We start from the raw sequence: 18,664 nt of genomic DNA on the forward strand, positions 1-18,664 counted from the left end.
GGTCGGTATGTGCTCACCCTAGTCGCGGCTGTCGGCGCCACCGGATCAGGGCAGGGACCAGTCCACCAGCTGGCCTCCCTGGGCGACGAGCAGTTTGTTGGCCCGGCTGAACGGTCGCGAACCGAAGAATCCTCCGCGCGCGGACAGTGGCGAGGGGTGGGCGCTCTGGATCGTGGGCACGTCGCCCAGGGCCGGGGCCAGGAACCGTGCGTCACGCCCCCAGAGGATCGCCACGAGCGGCCCGCCACGTCCGGCGAGCGCCGCGATGGCCAGGTCGGTGAGCTGCTCCCAGCCCTTGCCCCGGTGACTCGCGGGTGCTCCGGGTCGCACGGTGAGCACCCTGTTGAGCAGGAGCACGCCGTGCTCGGCCCACGGCGACAGGTCGCCGGTGGAAGGGGTCGGCAGGCCGAGGTCGGTGCCCAGCTCGGTGTAGATGTTCTGCAGGCTCCGCGGGATCGGGCGCACGTCCGGTGCCACCGAGAAGGACAGCCCGACCGCGTGGCCCGGGGTGGGATAAGGGTCCTGGCCGACGATCAGCACGCGCACCTGGTCCAGCGGTTGCTGGAAGGCGCGCAGGATGTGCTCGCCCGCGGGGAGGTAGCCGCGCCCCGCCGCCACCTCCTCCCGCAGGAAACGGCCCAGGTCGCGCACCACTTCGGTGGCCGGGGCCAGGGCACGGGCCCACGAGGGGTGCACGAGGTCGACCAGGGATGCGGTGGGCAGGGTGCTCACGACGACAGAGTATGCCGTGAGCCGCCTGAGGTGGCCAGGTGACCGCCCGTGCGGCACGTCGGAATGACAAGCATGTCATTCGCGTCGTACAGTAGGCGCCAAGCCGTCGGGTGGGCTGCCCGACGGGATCTCGAGGGAACGTAGAGGATCGACCATGGGAGCCGCACCGAGGATCGGCGGGGAAGCGCCGGCCGGCCTGACCGAGCGCGACCGCCAGATCATCGACTTCGAGCGCCAGTGGTGGAAGTATCCCGGCGCCAAGGAACAGGCCATCAAGGACCTGTTCGACATGAGTGCGACCCGCTACTACCAGCTCCTCAACCAGCTCATCGACTCACAGGCAGCCCTGGAGCACGACCCGATGCTGGTCAAGCGACTGCGCCGGATGCGTGCGCAGCGCCAGAAGTCGCGCTCCGCACGTCGGCTCGGCGTCCAGCTCTGAGCCCGGAGCACCGCCTCAGGTGAGCCCGAAGCACCGCTCGCCTGAGCCCGAAGCACCGCTCGCCCGAGCGGACCCTGCGCCCACGTCGTGCCGGGCAGGCACTGTGGGATTCGGGCACCCTGATGGCCCAAACCACACAGCACCAGGGGCTTGACGGTCGGGAGATGCGCCCCGCCCGCACGCGCGCTGAGGAGGAGGGCGGCGACGGAGTTCAGGGCAGCGTGCGGGCCCGCGCCGACATCGTCCGGCAGCACGGTCTGCCGCCGCCTGGCTCAGCTGTGCGGACACCAGGGTCGCCACGAGGTCCGGCCCGGGAGTCGGGTGACTCCCGGGCCGGACGCTGGATGCGGCGGAGCCCCGAGGCTGCGCCGGACAACGGATCAGTAGTCGGCGGTCTTGCGGTCGCGGCTGGTCGCGGTGCGGAGGGCGAGGCGGTTCTCGACCTCCAGGTTGCGACTGCGCTCAGCGTGCATGTCGCGGGCCACATCGATGTCCATCGGGTAGCACATGGCGCGTCTCCTCTCAGGGTGCTTGTCTCAGGGTGCTTGGTGCGTGTGGGTGGTGGCGTGGGACTGGTCGGTGGGGGAGTTGCTCTCGGCCGGGAGGTGGCCGACCGTGATGTCGCCCGAGACCGAGCGCAACCTCAGCTCCACGAAGGGCGCGCCTTCCGCCGGCTGGCCCAGCGACATCAGGGTGGAGGTCACGTCGCCGCTCAGCGTGTGGATGTCGGTCCAGGCCGGCAGCCCCGCGCTCACCCCGACGGCGAGGTCGCCGCTGGCGGTGCGGGCCTCCAGGCTTCCTCCGGAGAGGCGGTCGACGGAGATGTCGCCGCTGGCGGTGGTGACCCGGGCGCCGTGGTCGCACTGCTCCAACCGGACGTTGCCCGAGCCGCTCTTGGCATTGGCCCGCCCGCCGAGCCGACCGACGACGATGTCGCCGCTGCCGGTGATCGCCTCGACGTCCCCCGAGACGGCCCCGATGCGGACGTCACCCGACCCGTTGCGAGTCGAGGCGTTGCCGGTCACGGCGCCCACCTGCAGGTCGCCGGAGCCGGAGGTGAGCTCCAGGTCACCGATGTCCTCGAGCTGGTTGTCGCCCGAGCCGGACCGGAGGGAGCAGGCGCCCAGCGTGCCGCTGGCGACCAGGTCGGCCGAGCCCAGCTTGGTGCTCAGCGCGCTGCCGCGGGGGGTGCTGATGCGGACGGTGAGCTGGTTGCTGCCGAAGGCGAAGCTGAAGCCGTGCCTGGAGCGGGGGCCGATGACGGCGATGGTGTTGCCCCGCTGCTCGATGGTCGTCTCGTCGGAGCCCTTGCCGGTGACGGTGACCAGGGTGCGGCCATTCGTCTCGCCGGCGAGGACCTCGACGCTGCCGCTGCCGATCTCGACGGACAGGTCGGGCGGGGTGGGGGTCTCGAAGGTGCGGTCCATGCTGATGTCCTCGGTCTCTCGTGTGTGTCGCTCGGTCGGGTGCATCTCGGGCTCAGGACCAGCCGGTCATCCGGCGGCCGGGTCCGCTCGGCGGGCGGGGCGCACCGGGCGGGGTGGGGTAGTCGAAGCGGACACCGTGGCTGCGCAGGTTGATGCGCAGGCCGGAGGTGGTCGCGTCGCGCACGGCGTCGACCAGCCAGCTGTTCAGGGACTGGCCCACCTCGGCCGCCAGCTCCTCGGCCCGGAGCTTGAGACCCTCGGGGAGGCGCAGCGTGATCCGGATCTGGTCGCCGCTCTCGTCGACCGGCTCCCGCTCGGAGTCCTGCGGATAGGCCTCCTCCGGCCCCTCCGGGCCGCCGACGCCGTCCAGGACGAACTCGACCGCGCGACCGCGCAGCCGGGTCTCGACGCTTCCGGACGGGAGCTCGGTCGTGATCTCCGCGGCGGCGTCGGTGAGTGCCTCCAGGAGGACCAGGCGGATGGCCGGGTCGACCGCGGACAGCACGCGCTGGGCGGCCGCGGTGATCTCTGTGCCTCCGAGCTCGGTGGCCGCAGCCACCTCGGCCCGGAGCCGCTCGACGTAGGTAGTAAGTTCCATGACGCCAACTATGACACCATTGTGACGTCATGTCAACGCCACAATGGTGTCGAAGTGCCGCGGATCTGGTGTCGGCGCGGCGTCACGCATCATCGATGCAGGTCATAGGCCCGTCGAGACCCGTCGCCGCGGTGTGCCGTGCCGCACAAGCGCTTGGGCGGCGCCGCCCGTCTCGCCTACGGTGGAGGACATGTCTGCGCCGCACTTCCGGGAGATCGCACCGGGAACCTCTGTGCGCAGGCACTCCGAGCTGGAGCTCAACATCGGCCTGGTCGTCGGGTCCGAGCGTGCCCTGGTCATCGACACCCGCAGCACGACGGCCCGGGGGGAGGACCTCGCGGCGGCGGTCCGTCAGGTCACCCCGCTGGAACAGGTCGTGGTCAACACCCACGCCCACTATGACCACTGCTTCGGCAACGCCGCCTTCCGCGACTCGCAGATCTACGCCCACGTCCTCGCGGCAGAGAGCCTGCAGCGCACCGCGGAACACCAGCGCAGCCAGGTGGTGGAGCACCTGCGGCGCACCGACCGGCCCGAGCTCGCCCAGACCTACCTGGACACCGAGGTGGTCCTGCCGTTCTACCTGGTCGAGGACACGGTGACCCCGATCGACCTGGGTGACCGCACGGCATACCTGCTGTTCGGTGGACGGGCGCACACCGACCACGACCTGGTCGTGGCGGTCCCCGATGTCGGCGTGGTGTTCTTCGGCGATCTCATCGAGCAGGGTGCCGACCCGGCCATGGACGACTCGTTCCCGCTCGAGTGGGGGGCGACCCTGACGACCCTGCTGGAGCACCCGCACGTCAGCGGCGCGACGTCCTTCGTCCCCGGCCACGGGGAGGTCGTCGACCTGGCCTTCGTGCAGGCTCAGCAGGGAGTGCTCTCGGCGCTGGCCGCCGAGCTCGAGGGGGCGCTCGCGGCCGGGGTGTCGGACGTCGACGGGCTGGTCGCCAAGACGCGCGGCCTGGGCCTGCAGGACGCCACGCTGCGGGATGCCGCGGTGCGCACCCTGGAGACCCGCGCTCGCGATGCCGGGGTCGACGCAGCACGATAGGGGCATGAGCGCAGACGCCCGAGCAGCCAGTGACACGTCGAGCCACACCGGCTACCGGGAGCTGGTAGCGGCCAGCCTGGACGATCCCACGACGTTCTGGGGTGCCGCCGCCGAGGACCTCACCTGGATCCGTCGCCCGCGCACGGTGCTCGACGACTCGCGGGCGCCGTTCTACGACTGGTTCCCCGACGGCGTGCTCAACGTCTGCTTCAACGCGCTCGACCGGCACGTGGTGGAGGGGCGCGCCGACCAGACGGCCCTGATCTACGACAGCCCGGTGACCGGCGGCGGGCGCTCCTACACCTACGCCCAGCTGCTCGACGAGGTCGCTCGGTTCGGGGGCGTGCTGCGCCACCTCGGGGTCGGCAAGGGGGACCGGGTCGTCATCTACCTGCCGATGATCCCCGAGGCGGTCATCGCGATGCTCGCCTGCGCGCGGATCGGCGCCGTCCACTCGGTGGTCTTCGGAGGGTTCGCCCCGGCCGAGCTGGCGGCCCGCATCGAGGACGCCGAGCCGACGGTGGTCGTCTCCGCCTCGTGCGGGGTCGAGCCGACCCGGGTCGTGGAGTACAAGCCGATGCTCGACGAGGCGATCCGCCGCTCCAGCCACAAGCCGGCCCACACGGTGATCGTGCAGCGAGAGCAGGCGCGGGCCGAGATGGGCGAGGGTGACCTGGACTGGAGCGTGCTGATGACCCCGGACGCCGTGCAGCCGGCCGAGTGCGTCGCGGTGGCCGCCACGGACCCGCTCTACGTGCTCTACACCTCCGGCACCACCGGCAAGCCCAAGGGGATCGTGCGAGACAGCGGTGGCTATGCCGTCGCCCTGCGCTGGTCGATGAGCAACCTGTATGGCGTGCAGCCGGGGGAGACCTGGTTCTGCGGCTCCGACGTCGGCTGGGTCGTCGGACACTCCTACATCGTCTACGGCCCACTGCTGACCGGCGCCACGACGATCCTCTACGAGGGCAAGCCCGTCGGCACCCCTGACGCCGGTGCCTACTGGCGGCTGGTCCAGGAGCACGGCGTGGTGTCCGCCTTCTCCGCGCCGACGGCGATCCGGGCGATCAAGAAGATGGACCCGGACGCGGCGCTCCTGGCGGACTACGACGTCTCCACCCTGCGATCGCTCTTCCTGGCGGGGGAGCGGCTGGACCCGGACACCTGGCAGTGGGCCACCGACGCCCTCGGCATCCCGGTGATCGACAACTGGTGGCAGACCGAGACCGGCTGGCCCATCACGATCAATCCCCTGGGCATCGGCCAGCTGCCGATCAGGGCGGGGTCCTCCGGCCCGGCCACCGTCGGCTACGACGTGCAGGTGCTCGACCCGGCCGGTGACCGCGTCGAACCAGGTGTGGAGGGGGCGATCTGCATCAGGCAGCCGCTCCCACCCGGCACGCTGCCCACCCTGTGGCACGACGACCAGCGCTACGTGGACTCCTACCTGTCGGCCTTCCCGGGCTACTACCTGACCGGCGACGGTGGATACGTCGACGAGGACGGCTACGTGTTCATCATGGGACGCACCGACGACGTGCTCAACGTCGCCGGCCACCGGCTGTCCACCGGCTCGATCGAGGAGGCCCTCTCTGGCCACCCGTCCGTGGCCGAGTGCGCCGTCATCGGGGTCCGGGACGCGCTGAAGGGGCAGGTCCCGCGGGCGCTGGTGGTGCTCAAGGCCGGTGCCGACGTGGAGGGTGAGGGCGCCGAGTCGCTCCGGGCCGAGCTGGTCCAGCGGGTGCGTGAGGAGGTCGGCGCGGTCGCGGCGCTGCACCGGGTGGACATCGTCGACGCCCTGCCCAAGACCCGCTCCGGCAAGATCCTGCGCAAGACGATGCGACAGATCGCCGACGGTGACGACGCGCTGGTCCCCTCCACGATCGAGGACGTGTCCGTGCTCGACGGGCTCCGCGAGGTCCTCGAGGCCGACGCCTGACCACCTGCGGTGCCGGCGACGCCTGACCACCTGGGCCCCCGGCGACGCCTGACCACCTGGGCCCCCGGCGACCCGGTGCTCACGCAGGGTGGTCGCGGAGGTGAGCGATCGGCATACTGGGGTGTCGATCTCGTGCTCAGCGAGGGCCGAATATTTGCACTCGGACCCTGAGAGTGCTAATCATGGACTTAGCACTCGACCCATGAGAGTGACAACTGACCGACCGAGCGAGGGTTGGCCGTGCCAGTGCGACGTGAGCCTGGTGCGGTCGGTCCGTCCGTCGCGGGCGTGAGGCCGGTCTCCACCGCGTAACGTGTGGGAGGAACCACCCGAATGGCCAAGACCATTGCTTTCGATGAGGAGGCCCGTCGCGGGCTCGAGAAGGGTATGAACACCCTTGCCGATGCCGTGAAGGTCACCCTCGGCCCCAAGGGCCGCAACGTCGTCCTGGAGAAGAAGTGGGGCGCGCCCACCATCACCAACGATGGTGTGAGCATCGCCAAGGAGATCGAGCTCGAGGACCCCTACGAGAAGATCGGCGCCGAGCTGGTCAAGGAGGTCGCCAAGAAGACCGACGACGTCGCCGGTGACGGCACGACGACGGCGACCGTCCTGGCCCAGGCCATGGTGCGTGAGGGCCTGCGCAACGTCGCCGCCGGCGCCAACCCGATGGCGCTCAAGCGCGGCATCGAGCAGGCCGTCGCCGCCGTCAGCGAGGAGCTGCTCGGCATGGCCAAGGACGTCGAGACCAAGGAGCAGATCGCGCAGTCCGCGTCGATCTCCGCGGCCGACAACGAGATCGGCGAGATGATCGCCGAGGCCATGGACAAGGTCGGCAACGAGGGCGTCATCACCGTCGAGGAGTCCAACACCTTCGGCCTGGAGCTTGAGCTCACCGAGGGGATGCGCTTCGACAAGGGCTACATCTCGCCCTACTTCGTCACCGACACCGAGCGCATGGAGGCGGTCCTGGAGGACCCCTACATCCTGGTGCTCAACTCCAAGATCAGCGCCATCAAGGACCTGCTGCCCGTCCTGGAGAAGGTCATGCAGTCCGGCAAGCCGCTGGCGATCATCGCCGAGGACGTCGAGGCCGAGGCCCTGGCGACCCTGGTGGTCAACAAGATCAAGGGCAACTTCAAGTCCGTGGCCGTCAAGGCCCCGGGCTTCGGTGACCGTCGCAAGGCCATGCTGGCCGACATCGCCATCCTGACCGGTGGCCAGGTCATCTCCGAGGAGGTCGGCCTGAAGCTGGAGACCGCCGAGCTCGACCTGCTCGGTCACGCCCGCAAGGTCGTCGTCACCAAGGACGAGACGACCATCGTCGAGGGTGCCGGAGACGCCGACGCCATCGCCGGCCGGGTCAACCAGATCCGTGCGGAGATCGAGAACTCTGACAGCGACTACGACCGCGAGAAGCTGCAGGAGCGCCTGGCCAAGCTGGCCGGCGGCGTGGCCGTCATCAAGGCCGGTGCCGCGACCGAGGTCGAGCTCAAGGAGCGCAAGCACCGCATCGAGGACGCCGTCCGCAACGCCAAGGCTGCGGTCGAGGAGGGCATCGTCGCCGGTGGTGGCGTCGCGCTCATCCAGGCGGCCACCGCCTTCGACAAGCTGGACCTGCAGGGCGATGAGGCCACGGGTGCCAACATCGTCAAGGTGGCCATCGAGGCCCCGCTCAAGCAGATCGCCATCAACGGCGGTCTCGAGGGTGGCGTCGTCGCGGAGAAGGTCCGCAACCTCACCCCGGGCCACGGCCTCAACGCCGCGACCGGTGAGTATGGCGACATGCTGGGCTTCGGCGTCGCCGACCCGGTGAAGGTCACCCGTTCCGCGCTGCAGAACGCCGGCTCCATCGCGGCGCTCTTCCTCACCACCGAGGCGGTCATCGCCGACAAGCCGGAGCCCGCTCCGGCGATGCCGGCCGGTGCCGACGGCGGCATGGGCGGCATGGACTTCTGATCCACGCCACATGAGTTCCCGCGTTTCTCGCGGACAACCCAGCAGCGGGGCGGTCTCCTCACGGAGGCCGCTCCGTTGTGCTGTCGCCGGGGGGCTTGACAGAACAGGCGGGATAAGCCGACCATACTGCTATGACCGACCAATCGGCAGAAGCCGACGACAGTGGTTCCGAGGCGTCGACGGGGCCCCAGCGCCCCGACTACGACCTGCCCGACGCGCTGGTGCTGGAGGACCCGGCACAGTACCGCGCGCTCTTCGAGGAGACCCGGCACAAGATCATCGCGCTGCTGAGCGAGCGTGCGGCCACCGTGAGCGAGCTGGCCCTGACCCTGGACAAGCCGAAGGGCACGATCGGACACCACGTCCAGGTGCTGGCGGATGCCGGACTGGTGCACGTGGTGCGCACCGAGAAGGTGCGTGCCCTGGAGGCGAAGTACTGGGGTCGCACCGCCCGGATCTTCTTCTACGAGCGGGTGGGCGCGGCCGTCGGTGACGGGCAGCGACTCCTGGACGGTGCGGCTGCGGAGGTGGGACGGCTCGAGGCGGCGGCCCGCGAGGCCGGGACCGACGTGGAAGGCGTCCTTGACGTCAACCGGCGCGACGTGCGGGTGCCCGTGGAGCGGGTGCGGGAGTTCCGCGAGCGTCTGGGGGACCTGCTCGTCGAGTTCGCCGAGGAGCCCCGGGGTGGCGACACGACGTATGCCCTGATCTTCGGGGTCTTCCCCAGCGAGCTGCCGCAGCTGCCGGCTCGTGACACCGACCCGGACACCGGAGCGGACGCATGAGCGCCCGCCAGCGGCCGACGCCTCTCGGGGCCAACTACTGGAAGTTGTTCACCGCTTCCACGATGACCAACCTGGGGGACGGACTCATGTCGGTGGCCGTGGTCTGGTTGGCCTCCGCGCTGACCCGCGACCCGACCATGATCGCCCTGGTGGGGCTGGCCTCCCGGGTGCCGTGGCTGGTGTTCTCCCTGCCCGCCGGGGTGATCACCGACCGTTTCGACCGACGGTTGCTGGTGGCCTGGATGGACGTCCTCCGCGTCGTCATCATCGCCGGCTTCGCCGTGGTCGTGCTGCTCCATCAGCAGTCCCTCCCGACCCCGGAGGAACTGGCCGCCGGTGCGCCGGCACCCGACCGGGCCGGCTTCCTGCTGGCGATGCTCGCCCTGGCCGCCCTGCTCCTCGGGTTCGCCGAGGTCGTGCGTGACAACTCCGCGCAGACCCTGATGGCCTCGGTCGTCGACAAGTCCCAGCTGGAGCGCGCCAACGGGCGGCTGTGGGGCGCGGAGACGGCGATGAACAACTTCGTCGGCCCGCCGCTGGGCGGCGTGATCATCGCCGTCGGCCTGGCCCTGCCCTTCTTCCTCAACGCCGGGCTGCTGGCGGTGGGCGTCGCGCTGATCTTCGGTCTCACCGGGTCGTTCGTGCCCAAGGGCACCCGCACGGCGGGCAGGATCCGCTGGCGGGAGGAGATGGGCGAGGGCTTCGGCTGGCTGTGGCGCCACCAGCTGCTGCGCACACTGGCCCTAATGCTGGGCGTGATGAACATGCTGTCGGCGCTGGCCTTCATCGTGATGGTGCTCTTCGTCCAGGAGGTCCTCGGCCTCTACGAGGGCTGGCAGTTCGGGGTGGTCATCACCGGTTCCGCGGTGGGCGCGGTCCTGGGGTCGATGGTGGTCGAGCGCATCACCGCGCGGCTGAGCTCGGGCACCAGCCTCATGGTGGCCATCGTCGGCATGGGAGTGACCAACATCGCCATCGGGCTCACCTCGTCGGCCGTCGTGGTCTGGGGCTCGCTGCTGGTCGGTGGGCTCTTCATCGTGCTGTGGAATGTCATCACCGTCTCGCTCCGGCAGCGCATCATCCCCGACCACCTGCTGGGGCGGGTGAACTCGGTCTACCGGTTCTTCGGCTGGGGCACCATCTCGCTGGGCACGCTCTTCGGCGGTCTGCTGGTCTCGGCCGTCGAGCCGTTCCTCGGGCGCGAGTGGGCGCTGCGCACACCGTTCCTGCTCGCGGGAGTGATCGGCGTCTTCCTGGTCCTCATCGCGCTGCCCCGGCTCAACACCGCCAGGATCGAGGCGGCCCAGGCGGCCGCGGAGGCGGAGCAGGCCGAGTCCGAGCGGACAGCGTCCGAGCTGGCTGCGTCCGAGCGGACCGCGTCCGAGCAGGCTGGCGCGGAGGCACCCGACCCGCGGTGATCGGGAACGGCGGGGCGGCCCTCCCGGACCGCCCCGCCGTTGTCCCCCCCGATGTCCCCCCGGGTCGGTGGAGCCGTGGGGTCGGCCACCGGGGCTCACGCAGCGGTGAACCGCTGCCGGTTGGCCTGCTCCACCAGGTCGTAGTCGTCGCCCGCGGTCTTGAGGGCCACCGAGATCTCCTGCAGGGACGCCCGCACCTGCTCCTGCGTGGCGCTCCACTGCTGGGTGATGTTCGCGAAGTTGCCGGCTGCCGCGCCGCGCCAGCAGTCCTGCAGGCCATTCAAGCGGGCCATCATGGCGCGGACGTCGCCCTCGATCTGCGCCGAGATGCGCTGGATGTCGCCGGACGCCGCGGCGATCCGGGCCGTGTCGACGGCAAAGGTTGTGCTCATGGTCCTCCCCTTTCTCGGGTGGCCCGACCCCTGCGGCCGAACCGGTGCCCGAGACGCTATGCCGACCGGGCACCGGCCCGCAGAAGTTGTCCACAAGCGGCTACGCTCGGCCCGATGACCGTCACGCGCTCCCTCCTCCTCTTCGGCCTGGCCGCCCTCCTCGAGATCGGGGGTGCCTGGCTCGTCTGGCAGGGCATCCGCGAGCACCGCGGCCTGCTGTGGATTGGCCTGGGAGTGGTCAGCCTGGGCCTCTACGGGGTGGTGGCCACGCTGCAACCGGACGCCAACTTCGGACGCATCCTCGCGGCATACGGCGGCGTGTTCGTCGCCGGCTCGCTGGCCTGGGGCATGGTGGTGGACGGGTTCCGTCCCGACCGGTTTGACGTCATCGGTGCCCTCATCTGCCTGCTCGGCGTCGCGGTCATCATGTACGCACCCCGCGCGGTGGCCTGAGTGGCCATCCTCATCGACCCACCCACCTGGCCCGCCCACGGCCACCTGTGGTCCCACGTGATCAGCGACACCTCGCTGGAGGAGCTGCACGCCTTCGCCCAAGCGACCGGCGTCCCCCCGCGTTCCTTCGAGGGGGATCACTACGACGTCCCTGGCGAGCGGCACGCGGAGCTGGTGGCCGCGGGGGCCGTCCCGGTGGGTAACCGGGAGCTGGCCAGGGTGCTCCGGGCCAGCGGGCTGCGCTTCCGCAAGCGCCGGGGGGAGCGCCCGCTGGGCAGGGTCGTCGACGGGCTGACCGCGGTGGGTGCGCCGCACGTCCTGGATATCGTCGCCTCACCGCACGAGCCGCTCGCGAGCGCGGGCGCCTCCGTGGTGCTGGTCACCGACCCGAGCGCGGCGATGGTGCTCGTGCAGAGCGTGGGCCGGTCCGGCTGGGCACCGCCGGGCGGCAAGCGGGACCCGGGCGAGACGCCCCGGTCCTCGGCGGTGCGTGAGGTGGCCGAGGAGACCGGCCTGCACCTGGACCCGGGGCTCCTGGTCCCGGTCGGCTATGAACGGATCACCCTTGCCGGCGGGCACGCCGTCGCGCCGTGGGTCGCGGGGGACAACCACATCGCGGTGTTCGGGACGCGGGTCGAGCGACGCCTGCCGGTCGGCCCGCGTGCGGCGGACGTCGTGGCCGCTGAGTGGGTCGGACGACCGGAGCTGCTGGCCCGGTGCGCCGCCGAGCCGTGGTGGCCGTTGGTCGAGCGCTATCTCTCGGGACCCTAGGCCTCCAGCCGCGCGAGTTCCGCGGTGACGTTGGCGCGGGCCCGCGGCTCCCAGTGCGTGCGGGCGTGCGCGGTGCGGTAGAGCTCCGGGCGCTGCGCGAAGCCGGACAGGACCGCGGCACGCCCCCTCACGAACAGGTCGTCGGGGACGTGGGCGTACTCGTCCCGGACCTGCCCGGCATACTCCCGGTAGCGGGGGTCCGGTGCCGAGAGGATCCACAGGTCGGCGTCGTGCAGCACGGCGGCAGTATGCCGGCGGCTGGCCATGGCGGGGTGCTCGCCATCCGGGTCGTGGTCGACGGTCATCAGGATCAGTGCCTCGACGACGTCCACGGTGCCCTGGGCCACGCCGAGCGCGTTCAGGTGGTCCCGGGCCAGCGTTGCGCTGCGGTGCTCGTTGCTGCCGGCAGCTGCCTGAGGGTCGTAGGCCAGGTCGTGGTACCACCCGGCGACACGCGCCAGGCGGGCACCGACCGCGTCCGTCTCCCCGGCAGCCGCCAGCTCTTCCACCGCCCCCAGCACCTCCCTCAGGTGCCGGGCGTCGTGGTAGCGCCGGTGTGGCTCGGACCACCCGGCCAGCAGGCGCTCCACCTCGGCCTCCCGCAGCGCGGGTGGCGCCTCGGGCGCGAGGAGCACGGTGTCGGTGTGCCAGGACTCGGTGAGTTGCCGGAACGCCTGGGCGGGCACTCGGCGAGGCGGGTCGGTGGGCACGCCCCCACTGTGCCAGACGCCCGTGGCGGATCAACGTGTGAACCTCACAAGGGGGTTGAATGAAGATTTCATGAACAAATCTTTAAGAAACCCTTGTGTTCCTGGTCACATCTGGACCAAACTCTGGTTCACCCCCTACTTGCCAGGGGGCCCACCTTGAGGGGAGAACACAGTGGTACCCATTCCGGCGATGGTCGGACTACTCGTTGTTGCGGGAGTCCTCGTCGCGATCTACAGCATGAGCTCAGTGCCCGTGCGCCGTCGTCGCACGGCACTGGGCGTCATCGTCGCGGGGGCCATGGTCGCCACCCCCGTGGCTGCGGCAGTGCCGCAATCGTCGGTGCCCGCGGGCACCGTGAACCAGGTGCCGACCGCGGACGGGCCGGACTTCGCGCCGCTCGTGACGGACGAGGACCCAGCCTTCGAGCTGATCGACAGCGACCTGGAGTTCATCCTGGACCAGATCGAGATCTCCGAGGCGCACGCCTACGCGCAGATCACGAATGACAACGGGTACTCCCTGCTCTGCCCGACCAACGACGACACGAGCGGCAAGTGCGTGCGGGACCCCATGCTTCCCCACGGACTCCGGACGGTCGACGGCTCCTTCAACAACCTCGAGTTCGACACCACGATCGGCAAGTCGAACGAGCTCATGCCCCGCCTCGTCCCGATCAACTGGCGGCAGGCCGGGGAGGCTCTGCCTCCCGCCACGCCCCCGGCGCAGGGTCCGCCACAGAACCCACCGGGTGCCACAGACATGTGCGAGGGCAGCAACACCTGTTACGAGCAGACCAACGGGTTCGTCTACGACGCCGAGGCCCGCGTGATCAGCAACCTCATCGTGGACAACTCGGACAACAACCCCACGGTCCTGGACGCTGCCGCGAACAACGACGGTGCGGTCATCGACCCGGACACCGGGGAGCTCTACCTGCCGAACACCACCGCGGACGAGGGACTGTCCGCGCCCGTGAACATGTGGTTCGTCTTCTTCGGCCAGTTCTTCGACCACGGCCTGGACCAGGTCAACAAAGGCGGCAACGGCACGATCATCGTGCCGCTGGCCGAGGATGACCCGCTCTACGCGACCACCCCGCCCGAGCTGCGCTTCATGGCGCTGACCCGCGCGACGAACGTAGCGGGCGATGACGGGGTCATCGGCACCGCGGACGACGTGCGTGAGCACGCGAACCGGACCACCCCGTGGGTCGACCAGAACCAGACCTACACCTCACACCCGGCGCACCAGGTGTTCATCCGGGAGTATGCCGGCGGCGAGAGTGGCAACCTGCACGCGACCGGCCGTCTCCTCAACGGCGCGGACCAGGACGGTGACGGCGAGCGCGACGGCCTGCCCACCTGGAACGACATCAAGGCACAGGCCCGCGACCAGCTCGGCATCGACCTGGTCGACCGGGACGTGCTCGCGGTGCCGCAGATGGTCGTCGACTACTACGGCAACTTCGTGCCGGGCCCGAACGGCTACCCGCAGATGATGACGAGTGCCGGCGTCGTCGAGGGCGACCCCGCCGCGCCGCGGTCGACCGCCAACGCCGTCCGCCTCGACCAGGCCTTCCTGGACGACATCGCCAACGGTGCGGTCCCGGATCCCAACGCGGACCCGAACGCGCCCCCCGGCTACGACAACGTCCTGCTCGGTGAGCACTTCGTCACCGGTGACGGCCGTGGTAACGAGAACATCGGCCTGACCGCCGTGCACCACGTCTTCCACGCCGAGCACAACCGGCTCCTGGGCGACATCATGGAGACCCTGGACGCCAACCCGGACCTCAAGGCTGCCTACGAGAGCAGCGGCGAGCTCGACGACTGGAGCTATGAAGAGCGCCTCTTCCAGGCCGCCCGGTTCGGCACCGAGATGCAGTACCAGCACCTGGTGTTCGAGGAGTTCGCGCGCACCGTGCAGCCTCAGATCGACGCCGTGGTGTTCAACGAGAACGCCTACGACAGCACGATCGACGCCTCGATCAAGGCCGAGTTCGCCCACGTGGTCTACCGGTTCGGTCACTCGATGCTGACCGAGGACATCCACCGCGAGGGCTTCGGCGCCGAGCCGGCAGCACTGCTCGACGGCTTCCTCAACCCGGTGGCCTTCCACTGCAGGGTCCAACCCGACATCAACAACGAGTGCCCCAACCCGGCGGTCAACCTGATGACCACCGAGGAAGCGGCTGGAGCCATCGTCAACGGCACCACCAACCAGGCTGCCAACCAGATCGATGAGCTCGTCACGAGCACGCTGCGCAACAGCCTCCTGGGCCTGCCCCTGGACCTGGCCACGATCAACATCATCCGTGGTCGGGACACCGGTATGCCCTCGCTGCAGCAGGCACGTCGCACGTTCTACGCCGAGACCGGCAACCCCAACCTGGAGCCCTACTCATCCTGGGAGGACTTCGGCCTGGCGCTGCGGAACGGCAACAACTTCGGTCGGGGCGAGAGCACCAGCTCGCTGGTCAACTTCGTCGCGGCCTACGGCACCCACCCGACGATCGAGGCACAGACCACGGTCGTCGGACGCCGGCAGGCGGCCGAGGTGCTGGTCAACGGTGTCGCGACCACGGACATCGTGGAGCGGATCGCCGGCGCCAACCGGTATGAGACCGCGGCGCAGATCAGTCGGAACAACTACCAGACGGCATCCGTCGTCTACGTCTCCAACTCCACCAGCCCGATCGACTCGCTGACCTCCGGTCCGGCCGCGGCGGCCCGTAACGCTCCGCTGCTGTTCGTGGGTCAGAACTCGATCCCGCAGGCCACGGCACTCGAGCTGTTCCGGCTCAAGCCTGAGCGGATCGTGGTGCTGGGCGGCACCGGGGTGATATCGACCCAGGTGGCGAACTCGCTGGAGACCTACACCACCACCAACACGGTGACGCGGCTCTCCGGTCCCAGCCGTTACGACACGGCTGCGGCGATCAGCCTGGACGCCTTCCCCACCGCGGACGCGGTCTACATCGCCAACGGGTTCTCGTTCGTCGACGCCCTGCCTGGCGGTGCGGCTGCTGCCGCCGAGGACGCGCCGATGCTGCTGGTGAACGGCAGCACCGTGCCCAACGCGACGCAGGCGGAGCTGGAGCGACTGACCCCGAGCAAGATCGTCCTGCTCGGTGGATCGTCGATCATCACCCCAGCGGTGGAGAGCATGTTGGCCACCTACCTTGCTGATGGTGGCCAGATCGTCCGGCTCTCCGGGGCCAACCGCTACGAGACGGCCGTGAGCATCAGCGACTCGTTCGCGACCGTCGGCGGTGGCACTGTCTACCTGGCCACCGGGCAGGACTTCCCGGACGCACTGGCCGCGGCTCCGGTCGCCGGTCTGCAGGGTGCACCGATCCTGCTGATGCCGCGCTCGGACGCTCTCCCGAACTCGACCCGCGACGAGCTCCTGCGGCTCGACCCGGGCCGAGTCGTCATCCTGGGTGGCGAGGGTGTGATCACCCTGGTCCAGGAGGCCTTGATCGAGGCGCTGTTCCCGGACCCAGAGGCCCCCGGAGACCGCCAGGCCTTCATGAGGAGCACGGGCACGTGGGCCAGTGAGGCCGGTATCACGACGACGGGTCTGGAGGAGGTCGACTTCTGGACCGGTGGTCTGGCCGAGGCGCTCGATCCCTTCGGCGGCATGCTCGGCAGCACGTTCAACCACGTGTTCGAGCAGCAGCTGGAGGACCTGCAGTTCGGTGACCGGTTCTACTACCTGTTCCGCAACCAGGGCGAGCAGTTGTTCGGCGCCCTGGAGGCCAACTCGTTCTCGTCGCTCATCCAGCGCAACACGGACGCGTCCCTGCTGCCTGGTGACATCTTCCTGACGCACGACCCGTACATCGATCTCGAGAACCTGCCGGACCCGTGGCCCGAGGGCCTCATCCAGCTGGCGAGCGGGCTGTGGCGCTGGGACGGCGACGAGCACATCGAGATTCACGGCTTCCGCACCGACCCTGACCTGATTCAGGGCGGCCAGGGCGACGACTCGATCTGGGGCTACGGTGGCAACGACCGGATCCACGGCGGGTCGGGCAACGACACGATCGTCGGCGGACCAGGCGACGACATCATCCAGGACTCCTTCGGTGACGACAACATCAAGGGAACCCAGGGTCACGACGCCATTGACGGCGGCACCGGAGCGGATCTGCTGCTCGGCGGCGCTGGCAACGACTACGTGTCCAAGAGCGGCGACAACGCCGCAGGTGCGACCGGCTTCCTCGGGACCGGCAGCGACATCTTCGTTGGTGGATCCGGGCGGGACAACCCGTTCGGGAACGAGGATGACGACTGGCTCGAGGGTGGCGCGCACGCCGACCTGCTGATGGGCGACAACGGTCAGCAGTTCCAGAACGACGTCGACGGCGGCAACGACATCCTCATCGGCGGCCCCGGGTCGGACGACATGGATGCCGAGGGCGGTGACGACATCATGGTCGGCGGCATCGGTGGCACCGATCGCTACCACGGCATGTTCGGGTTCGACTACGTCACCTACTACGGCGCCAACACCGGCGTCGACGCGGACCTGAACTTCAACCTCCTGCAGCCCCCGGACGTCACCGCGGTGCGCGACCGGTTCCTGCAGGTGGAGGCACTGTCCGGCGGTGACCACAACGACGTCATCCGAGGTCTGGGAGTCTCACCGGACGACCTGGCCGACGACGCCGTCAACAAGATGGACGACGAGGGTCTGGCGATGATCGACGGACTGGAGGAGATCCTGCGACCGCCCGCGGCCGTGCAGGACTACGCCCTGCGGTTCCACATCGACGACCCGTTGCTGCAGGACAACGACGGTGTCAGCACCCTGCTGTTCGGCGGTAGCGGCAACGACGTCCTGGAGGGTCGCTTCGGCGACGACTTCATCGACGGAGATGCCGCGATCCGGGTCCAGCTGGAGGCCAACGGCGTCCGCTACGACAACGCCGGCCAGCTCAAGACCCTGGTGTTCAACGGGACGGTCAACCCCGGCGACATCACCTTCCACCGCGAGATCGTGGTGGCCGACGATGCCGGTTCCGACACCGACACGGCGGTATACCAGGACCCGTTCCTCAACGAGGAGGGTGTGCCTAACTACACGATCAAGCACCTCCACGACACCTACTACGAGGTGGTTCACGTGGGCGGTCCGGAGTTCGAGGAGAGCGAGGGACAGGACATCCTGCGCAACATCGAGGTCATCCAGTTCGGCGACGGAGGATGCTTCCTCCTGAGCGAGGACACGGAGAACCTCGAGCCCTGCCCGTCGCTCGGGTTCGTCGAGTTCGAGGGTCAGACCAACCCGCCGACCGAGAACCAGGCCATCATCGCGACGGTGCACTTCGAGGACGAGGCGGGCGAACCCAGCGTCGCCAACCCCACGTCCATCCGGTTCAACTGGCAGGCCGGTGAGGTCGGCGAGGCGTGGGACCCGGCATCGTCGGGCGACTCCCTCCCGGACGCACCGAACGGCCGGGTGGACACGTTCACACCGGGCGACGGTGAGGCCGGCGCGATCCTGCGGGTCGTGGTCACCTTCCACGACGACAACGGCGTCCTGCGGCAGATCGCCTCGGAGGTTGTCGGCGGGCCGGCGAACCTGGCCGTGGTGAACGTCAACGACGAGCCGTACGGTCTGACGATCAACAACACGGCACCGGTGGTCGGTTCGGCGCTCGTGCCCAGCGGCTTCTACGACGACGACGGCCTCGAGGAGTCCGTCGAAGGCGGGATGACGTATGAGTGGCAGACCATGGAGAGTGGCGGCGCCTGGAACACCGTGGCAACACGGGTGACGCCTGACACCTTCCTGCTGGGCTACACCGTTCAGCCTGCCGATCTCGGCAAGCCGATCCGCGTGCAGGTCAGCTACACCGACGACCAGGGAACGGATGAGGTGATCATCTCCCCACCCACCGACCCGGTCGCTGCAGGGTTGTAGGTCCCACAACCCGCACAGAGGGGCCCGTCGCGCGTTGCGCGGCGGGCCC

The 18,664-nt window shown here is 69.6% G+C and carries 15 protein-coding genes; 9 read left to right on the forward strand and 6 right to left on the reverse strand.

Features of this window, described 5'->3' with window-relative positions:
* Nucleotides 1–45: 45 nt before the first annotated feature.
* Nucleotides 46–723 (reverse strand): uracil-DNA glycosylase, encoded by a 678-nt coding sequence (locus MWU75_RS01555; protein WP_247088114.1) that lies wholly within the window; start codon nt 721–723, stop codon nt 46–48.
* 163 nt (nt 724–886) lie between these two features.
* On the opposite strand from MWU75_RS01555, the gene MWU75_RS01560 reads away from it, so the two are divergent.
* The gene (locus MWU75_RS01560; RefSeq protein ID WP_247087769.1) at nt 887–1,174 is read left to right on the forward strand and encodes a DUF3263 domain-containing protein; all 288 of its coding nucleotides are present in this window, start codon (nt 887–889) and stop codon (nt 1,172–1,174) included.
* Between the two features lie 380 nt (nt 1,175–1,554).
* Here MWU75_RS01560 and MWU75_RS19750 read toward each other — a convergent pair whose 3' ends face one another.
* The 3 genes from MWU75_RS19750 to MWU75_RS01570 are packed head-to-tail and all read right to left on the reverse strand — an operon-like array spanning nt 1,555 to nt 3,199.
* Nucleotides 1,555–1,683, reverse strand: a complete 129-nt coding sequence (locus tag MWU75_RS19750) for a hypothetical protein (RefSeq protein ID WP_281496638.1) — start codon at nt 1,681–1,683, stop codon at nt 1,555–1,557.
* Nucleotides 1,684–1,710: 27 nt separating this feature from the next.
* Entirely contained in the window at nt 1,711–2,601 is an 891-nt protein-coding gene (locus MWU75_RS01565) for a DUF4097 family beta strand repeat-containing protein (protein ID WP_247087771.1), read from the reverse strand.
* Nucleotides 2,602–2,653: 52 nt separating this feature from the next.
* Nucleotides 2,654–3,199 carry a histidine kinase gene (locus MWU75_RS01570; protein ID WP_247087773.1) on the reverse strand — a complete coding sequence of 182 codons (546 nt, stop codon included), beginning with the start codon at nt 3,197–3,199 and terminating at the stop codon, nt 2,654–2,656.
* Between the two features lie 190 nt (nt 3,200–3,389).
* Between MWU75_RS01570 and MWU75_RS01575 the strand changes: the two genes are divergently transcribed.
* The 5 genes from MWU75_RS01575 (at nt 3,390) to MWU75_RS01595 (ending at nt 10,357) form a co-directional block, all read left to right on the forward strand.
* A complete protein-coding gene (locus tag MWU75_RS01575) occupies nt 3,390–4,256 on the forward strand; it encodes an MBL fold metallo-hydrolase (RefSeq protein WP_247087774.1) in 867 nt (288 codons plus the stop codon).
* A 4-nt stretch (nt 4,257–4,260) separates the two neighbouring features.
* Nucleotides 4,261–6,195: a propionyl-CoA synthetase gene (locus MWU75_RS01580; protein WP_247087776.1), complete on the forward strand. Its 1,935-nt coding sequence runs from the start codon at nt 4,261–4,263 to the stop codon at nt 6,193–6,195.
* A gap of 333 nt (nt 6,196–6,528) precedes the next feature.
* Entirely contained in the window at nt 6,529–8,154 is a 1,626-nt protein-coding gene (groL, locus tag MWU75_RS01585; RefSeq protein ID WP_247087778.1) for a chaperonin GroEL, read from the forward strand.
* A gap of 131 nt (nt 8,155–8,285) precedes the next feature.
* On the forward strand, nt 8,286–8,939 hold the full coding sequence (locus MWU75_RS01590; RefSeq protein ID WP_247087780.1) for a winged helix-turn-helix domain-containing protein: 654 nt from the start codon (nt 8,286–8,288) through the stop codon (nt 8,937–8,939).
* On the forward strand, nt 8,936–10,357 hold the full coding sequence (locus tag MWU75_RS01595) for an MFS transporter (protein ID WP_247087782.1): 1,422 nt from the start codon (nt 8,936–8,938) through the stop codon (nt 10,355–10,357). The genes MWU75_RS01590 and MWU75_RS01595 overlap by 4 nt, the downstream gene beginning before the upstream one ends.
* Nucleotides 10,358–10,452: 95 nt before the next feature.
* Here the strand turns inward: MWU75_RS01595 and MWU75_RS01600 are convergent, their stop codons facing one another.
* On the reverse strand, nt 10,453–10,749 hold the full coding sequence (locus tag MWU75_RS01600; protein ID WP_247087784.1) for a WXG100 family type VII secretion target: 297 nt from the start codon (nt 10,747–10,749) through the stop codon (nt 10,453–10,455).
* A gap of 114 nt (nt 10,750–10,863) precedes the next feature.
* Between MWU75_RS01600 and MWU75_RS01605 the strand changes: the two genes are divergently transcribed.
* Together MWU75_RS01605 and MWU75_RS20165 are read left to right on the forward strand one after the other, a co-directional pair.
* Nucleotides 10,864–11,202 carry a YnfA family protein gene (locus MWU75_RS01605; RefSeq protein ID WP_247087786.1) on the forward strand — a complete coding sequence of 113 codons (339 nt, stop codon included), beginning with the start codon at nt 10,864–10,866 and terminating at the stop codon, nt 11,200–11,202.
* Entirely contained in the window at nt 11,203–11,973 is a 771-nt protein-coding gene (locus MWU75_RS20165) for a DUF4031 domain-containing protein (protein ID WP_247087788.1), read from the forward strand. It abuts the gene before it with no gap.
* Here MWU75_RS20165 and MWU75_RS01615 read toward each other — a convergent pair.
* The gene (locus MWU75_RS01615) at nt 11,970–12,683 is read right to left on the reverse strand and encodes a DUF4031 domain-containing protein (protein ID WP_247087790.1); all 714 of its coding nucleotides are present in this window, start codon (nt 12,681–12,683) and stop codon (nt 11,970–11,972) included. The genes MWU75_RS20165 and MWU75_RS01615 overlap by 4 nt on opposite strands.
* A 238-nt stretch (nt 12,684–12,921) precedes the next feature.
* Here MWU75_RS01615 and MWU75_RS01620 point away from each other — a divergent pair, with 238 nt between their 5' ends.
* Nucleotides 12,922–18,615 carry a peroxidase family protein gene (locus MWU75_RS01620; RefSeq protein ID WP_247087792.1) on the forward strand — a complete coding sequence of 1,898 codons (5,694 nt, stop codon included), beginning with the start codon at nt 12,922–12,924 and terminating at the stop codon, nt 18,613–18,615.
* Nucleotides 18,616–18,664: the final 49 nt, after the last annotated feature.

It is taken from the genome of Ornithinimicrobium sp. F0845 (genome assembly GCF_023015765.1).
Taxonomy (GTDB): domain Bacteria; phylum Actinomycetota; class Actinomycetes; order Actinomycetales; family Dermatophilaceae; genus Ornithinicoccus.

What these genes read in the sequence shown, in the direction of transcription:
- MWU75_RS01560 (WP_247087769.1), top strand. Translation starts at nt 887, where the DNA reads ATGGGAGCCGCACCGAGGATCGGCGGGGAAGCGCCGGCCGGCCTGACC.
- MWU75_RS19750 (WP_281496638.1), bottom strand. Translation starts at nt 1,683, where the DNA reads ATGTGCTACCCGATGGACATCGATGTGGCCCGCGACATGCACGCTGAG.
- MWU75_RS01565 (WP_247087771.1), bottom strand. Translation starts at nt 2,601, where the DNA reads ATGGACCGCACCTTCGAGACCCCCACCCCGCCCGACCTGTCCGTCGAG.
- MWU75_RS01570 (WP_247087773.1), bottom strand. Translation starts at nt 3,199, where the DNA reads ATGGAACTTACTACCTACGTCGAGCGGCTCCGGGCCGAGGTGGCTGCG.
- MWU75_RS01575 (WP_247087774.1), top strand. Translation starts at nt 3,390, where the DNA reads ATGTCTGCGCCGCACTTCCGGGAGATCGCACCGGGAACCTCTGTGCGC.
- MWU75_RS01580 (WP_247087776.1), top strand. Translation starts at nt 4,261, where the DNA reads ATGAGCGCAGACGCCCGAGCAGCCAGTGACACGTCGAGCCACACCGGC.
- groL (WP_247087778.1), top strand. Translation starts at nt 6,529, where the DNA reads ATGGCCAAGACCATTGCTTTCGATGAGGAGGCCCGTCGCGGGCTCGAG.
- MWU75_RS01590 (WP_247087780.1), top strand. Translation starts at nt 8,286, where the DNA reads ATGACCGACCAATCGGCAGAAGCCGACGACAGTGGTTCCGAGGCGTCG.
- MWU75_RS01595 (WP_247087782.1), top strand. Translation starts at nt 8,936, where the DNA reads ATGAGCGCCCGCCAGCGGCCGACGCCTCTCGGGGCCAACTACTGGAAG.
- MWU75_RS01600 (WP_247087784.1), bottom strand. Translation starts at nt 10,749, where the DNA reads ATGAGCACAACCTTTGCCGTCGACACGGCCCGGATCGCCGCGGCGTCC.
- MWU75_RS01605 (WP_247087786.1), top strand. Translation starts at nt 10,864, where the DNA reads ATGACCGTCACGCGCTCCCTCCTCCTCTTCGGCCTGGCCGCCCTCCTC.
- MWU75_RS01620 (WP_247087792.1), top strand. Translation starts at nt 12,922, where the DNA reads ATGAGCTCAGTGCCCGTGCGCCGTCGTCGCACGGCACTGGGCGTCATC.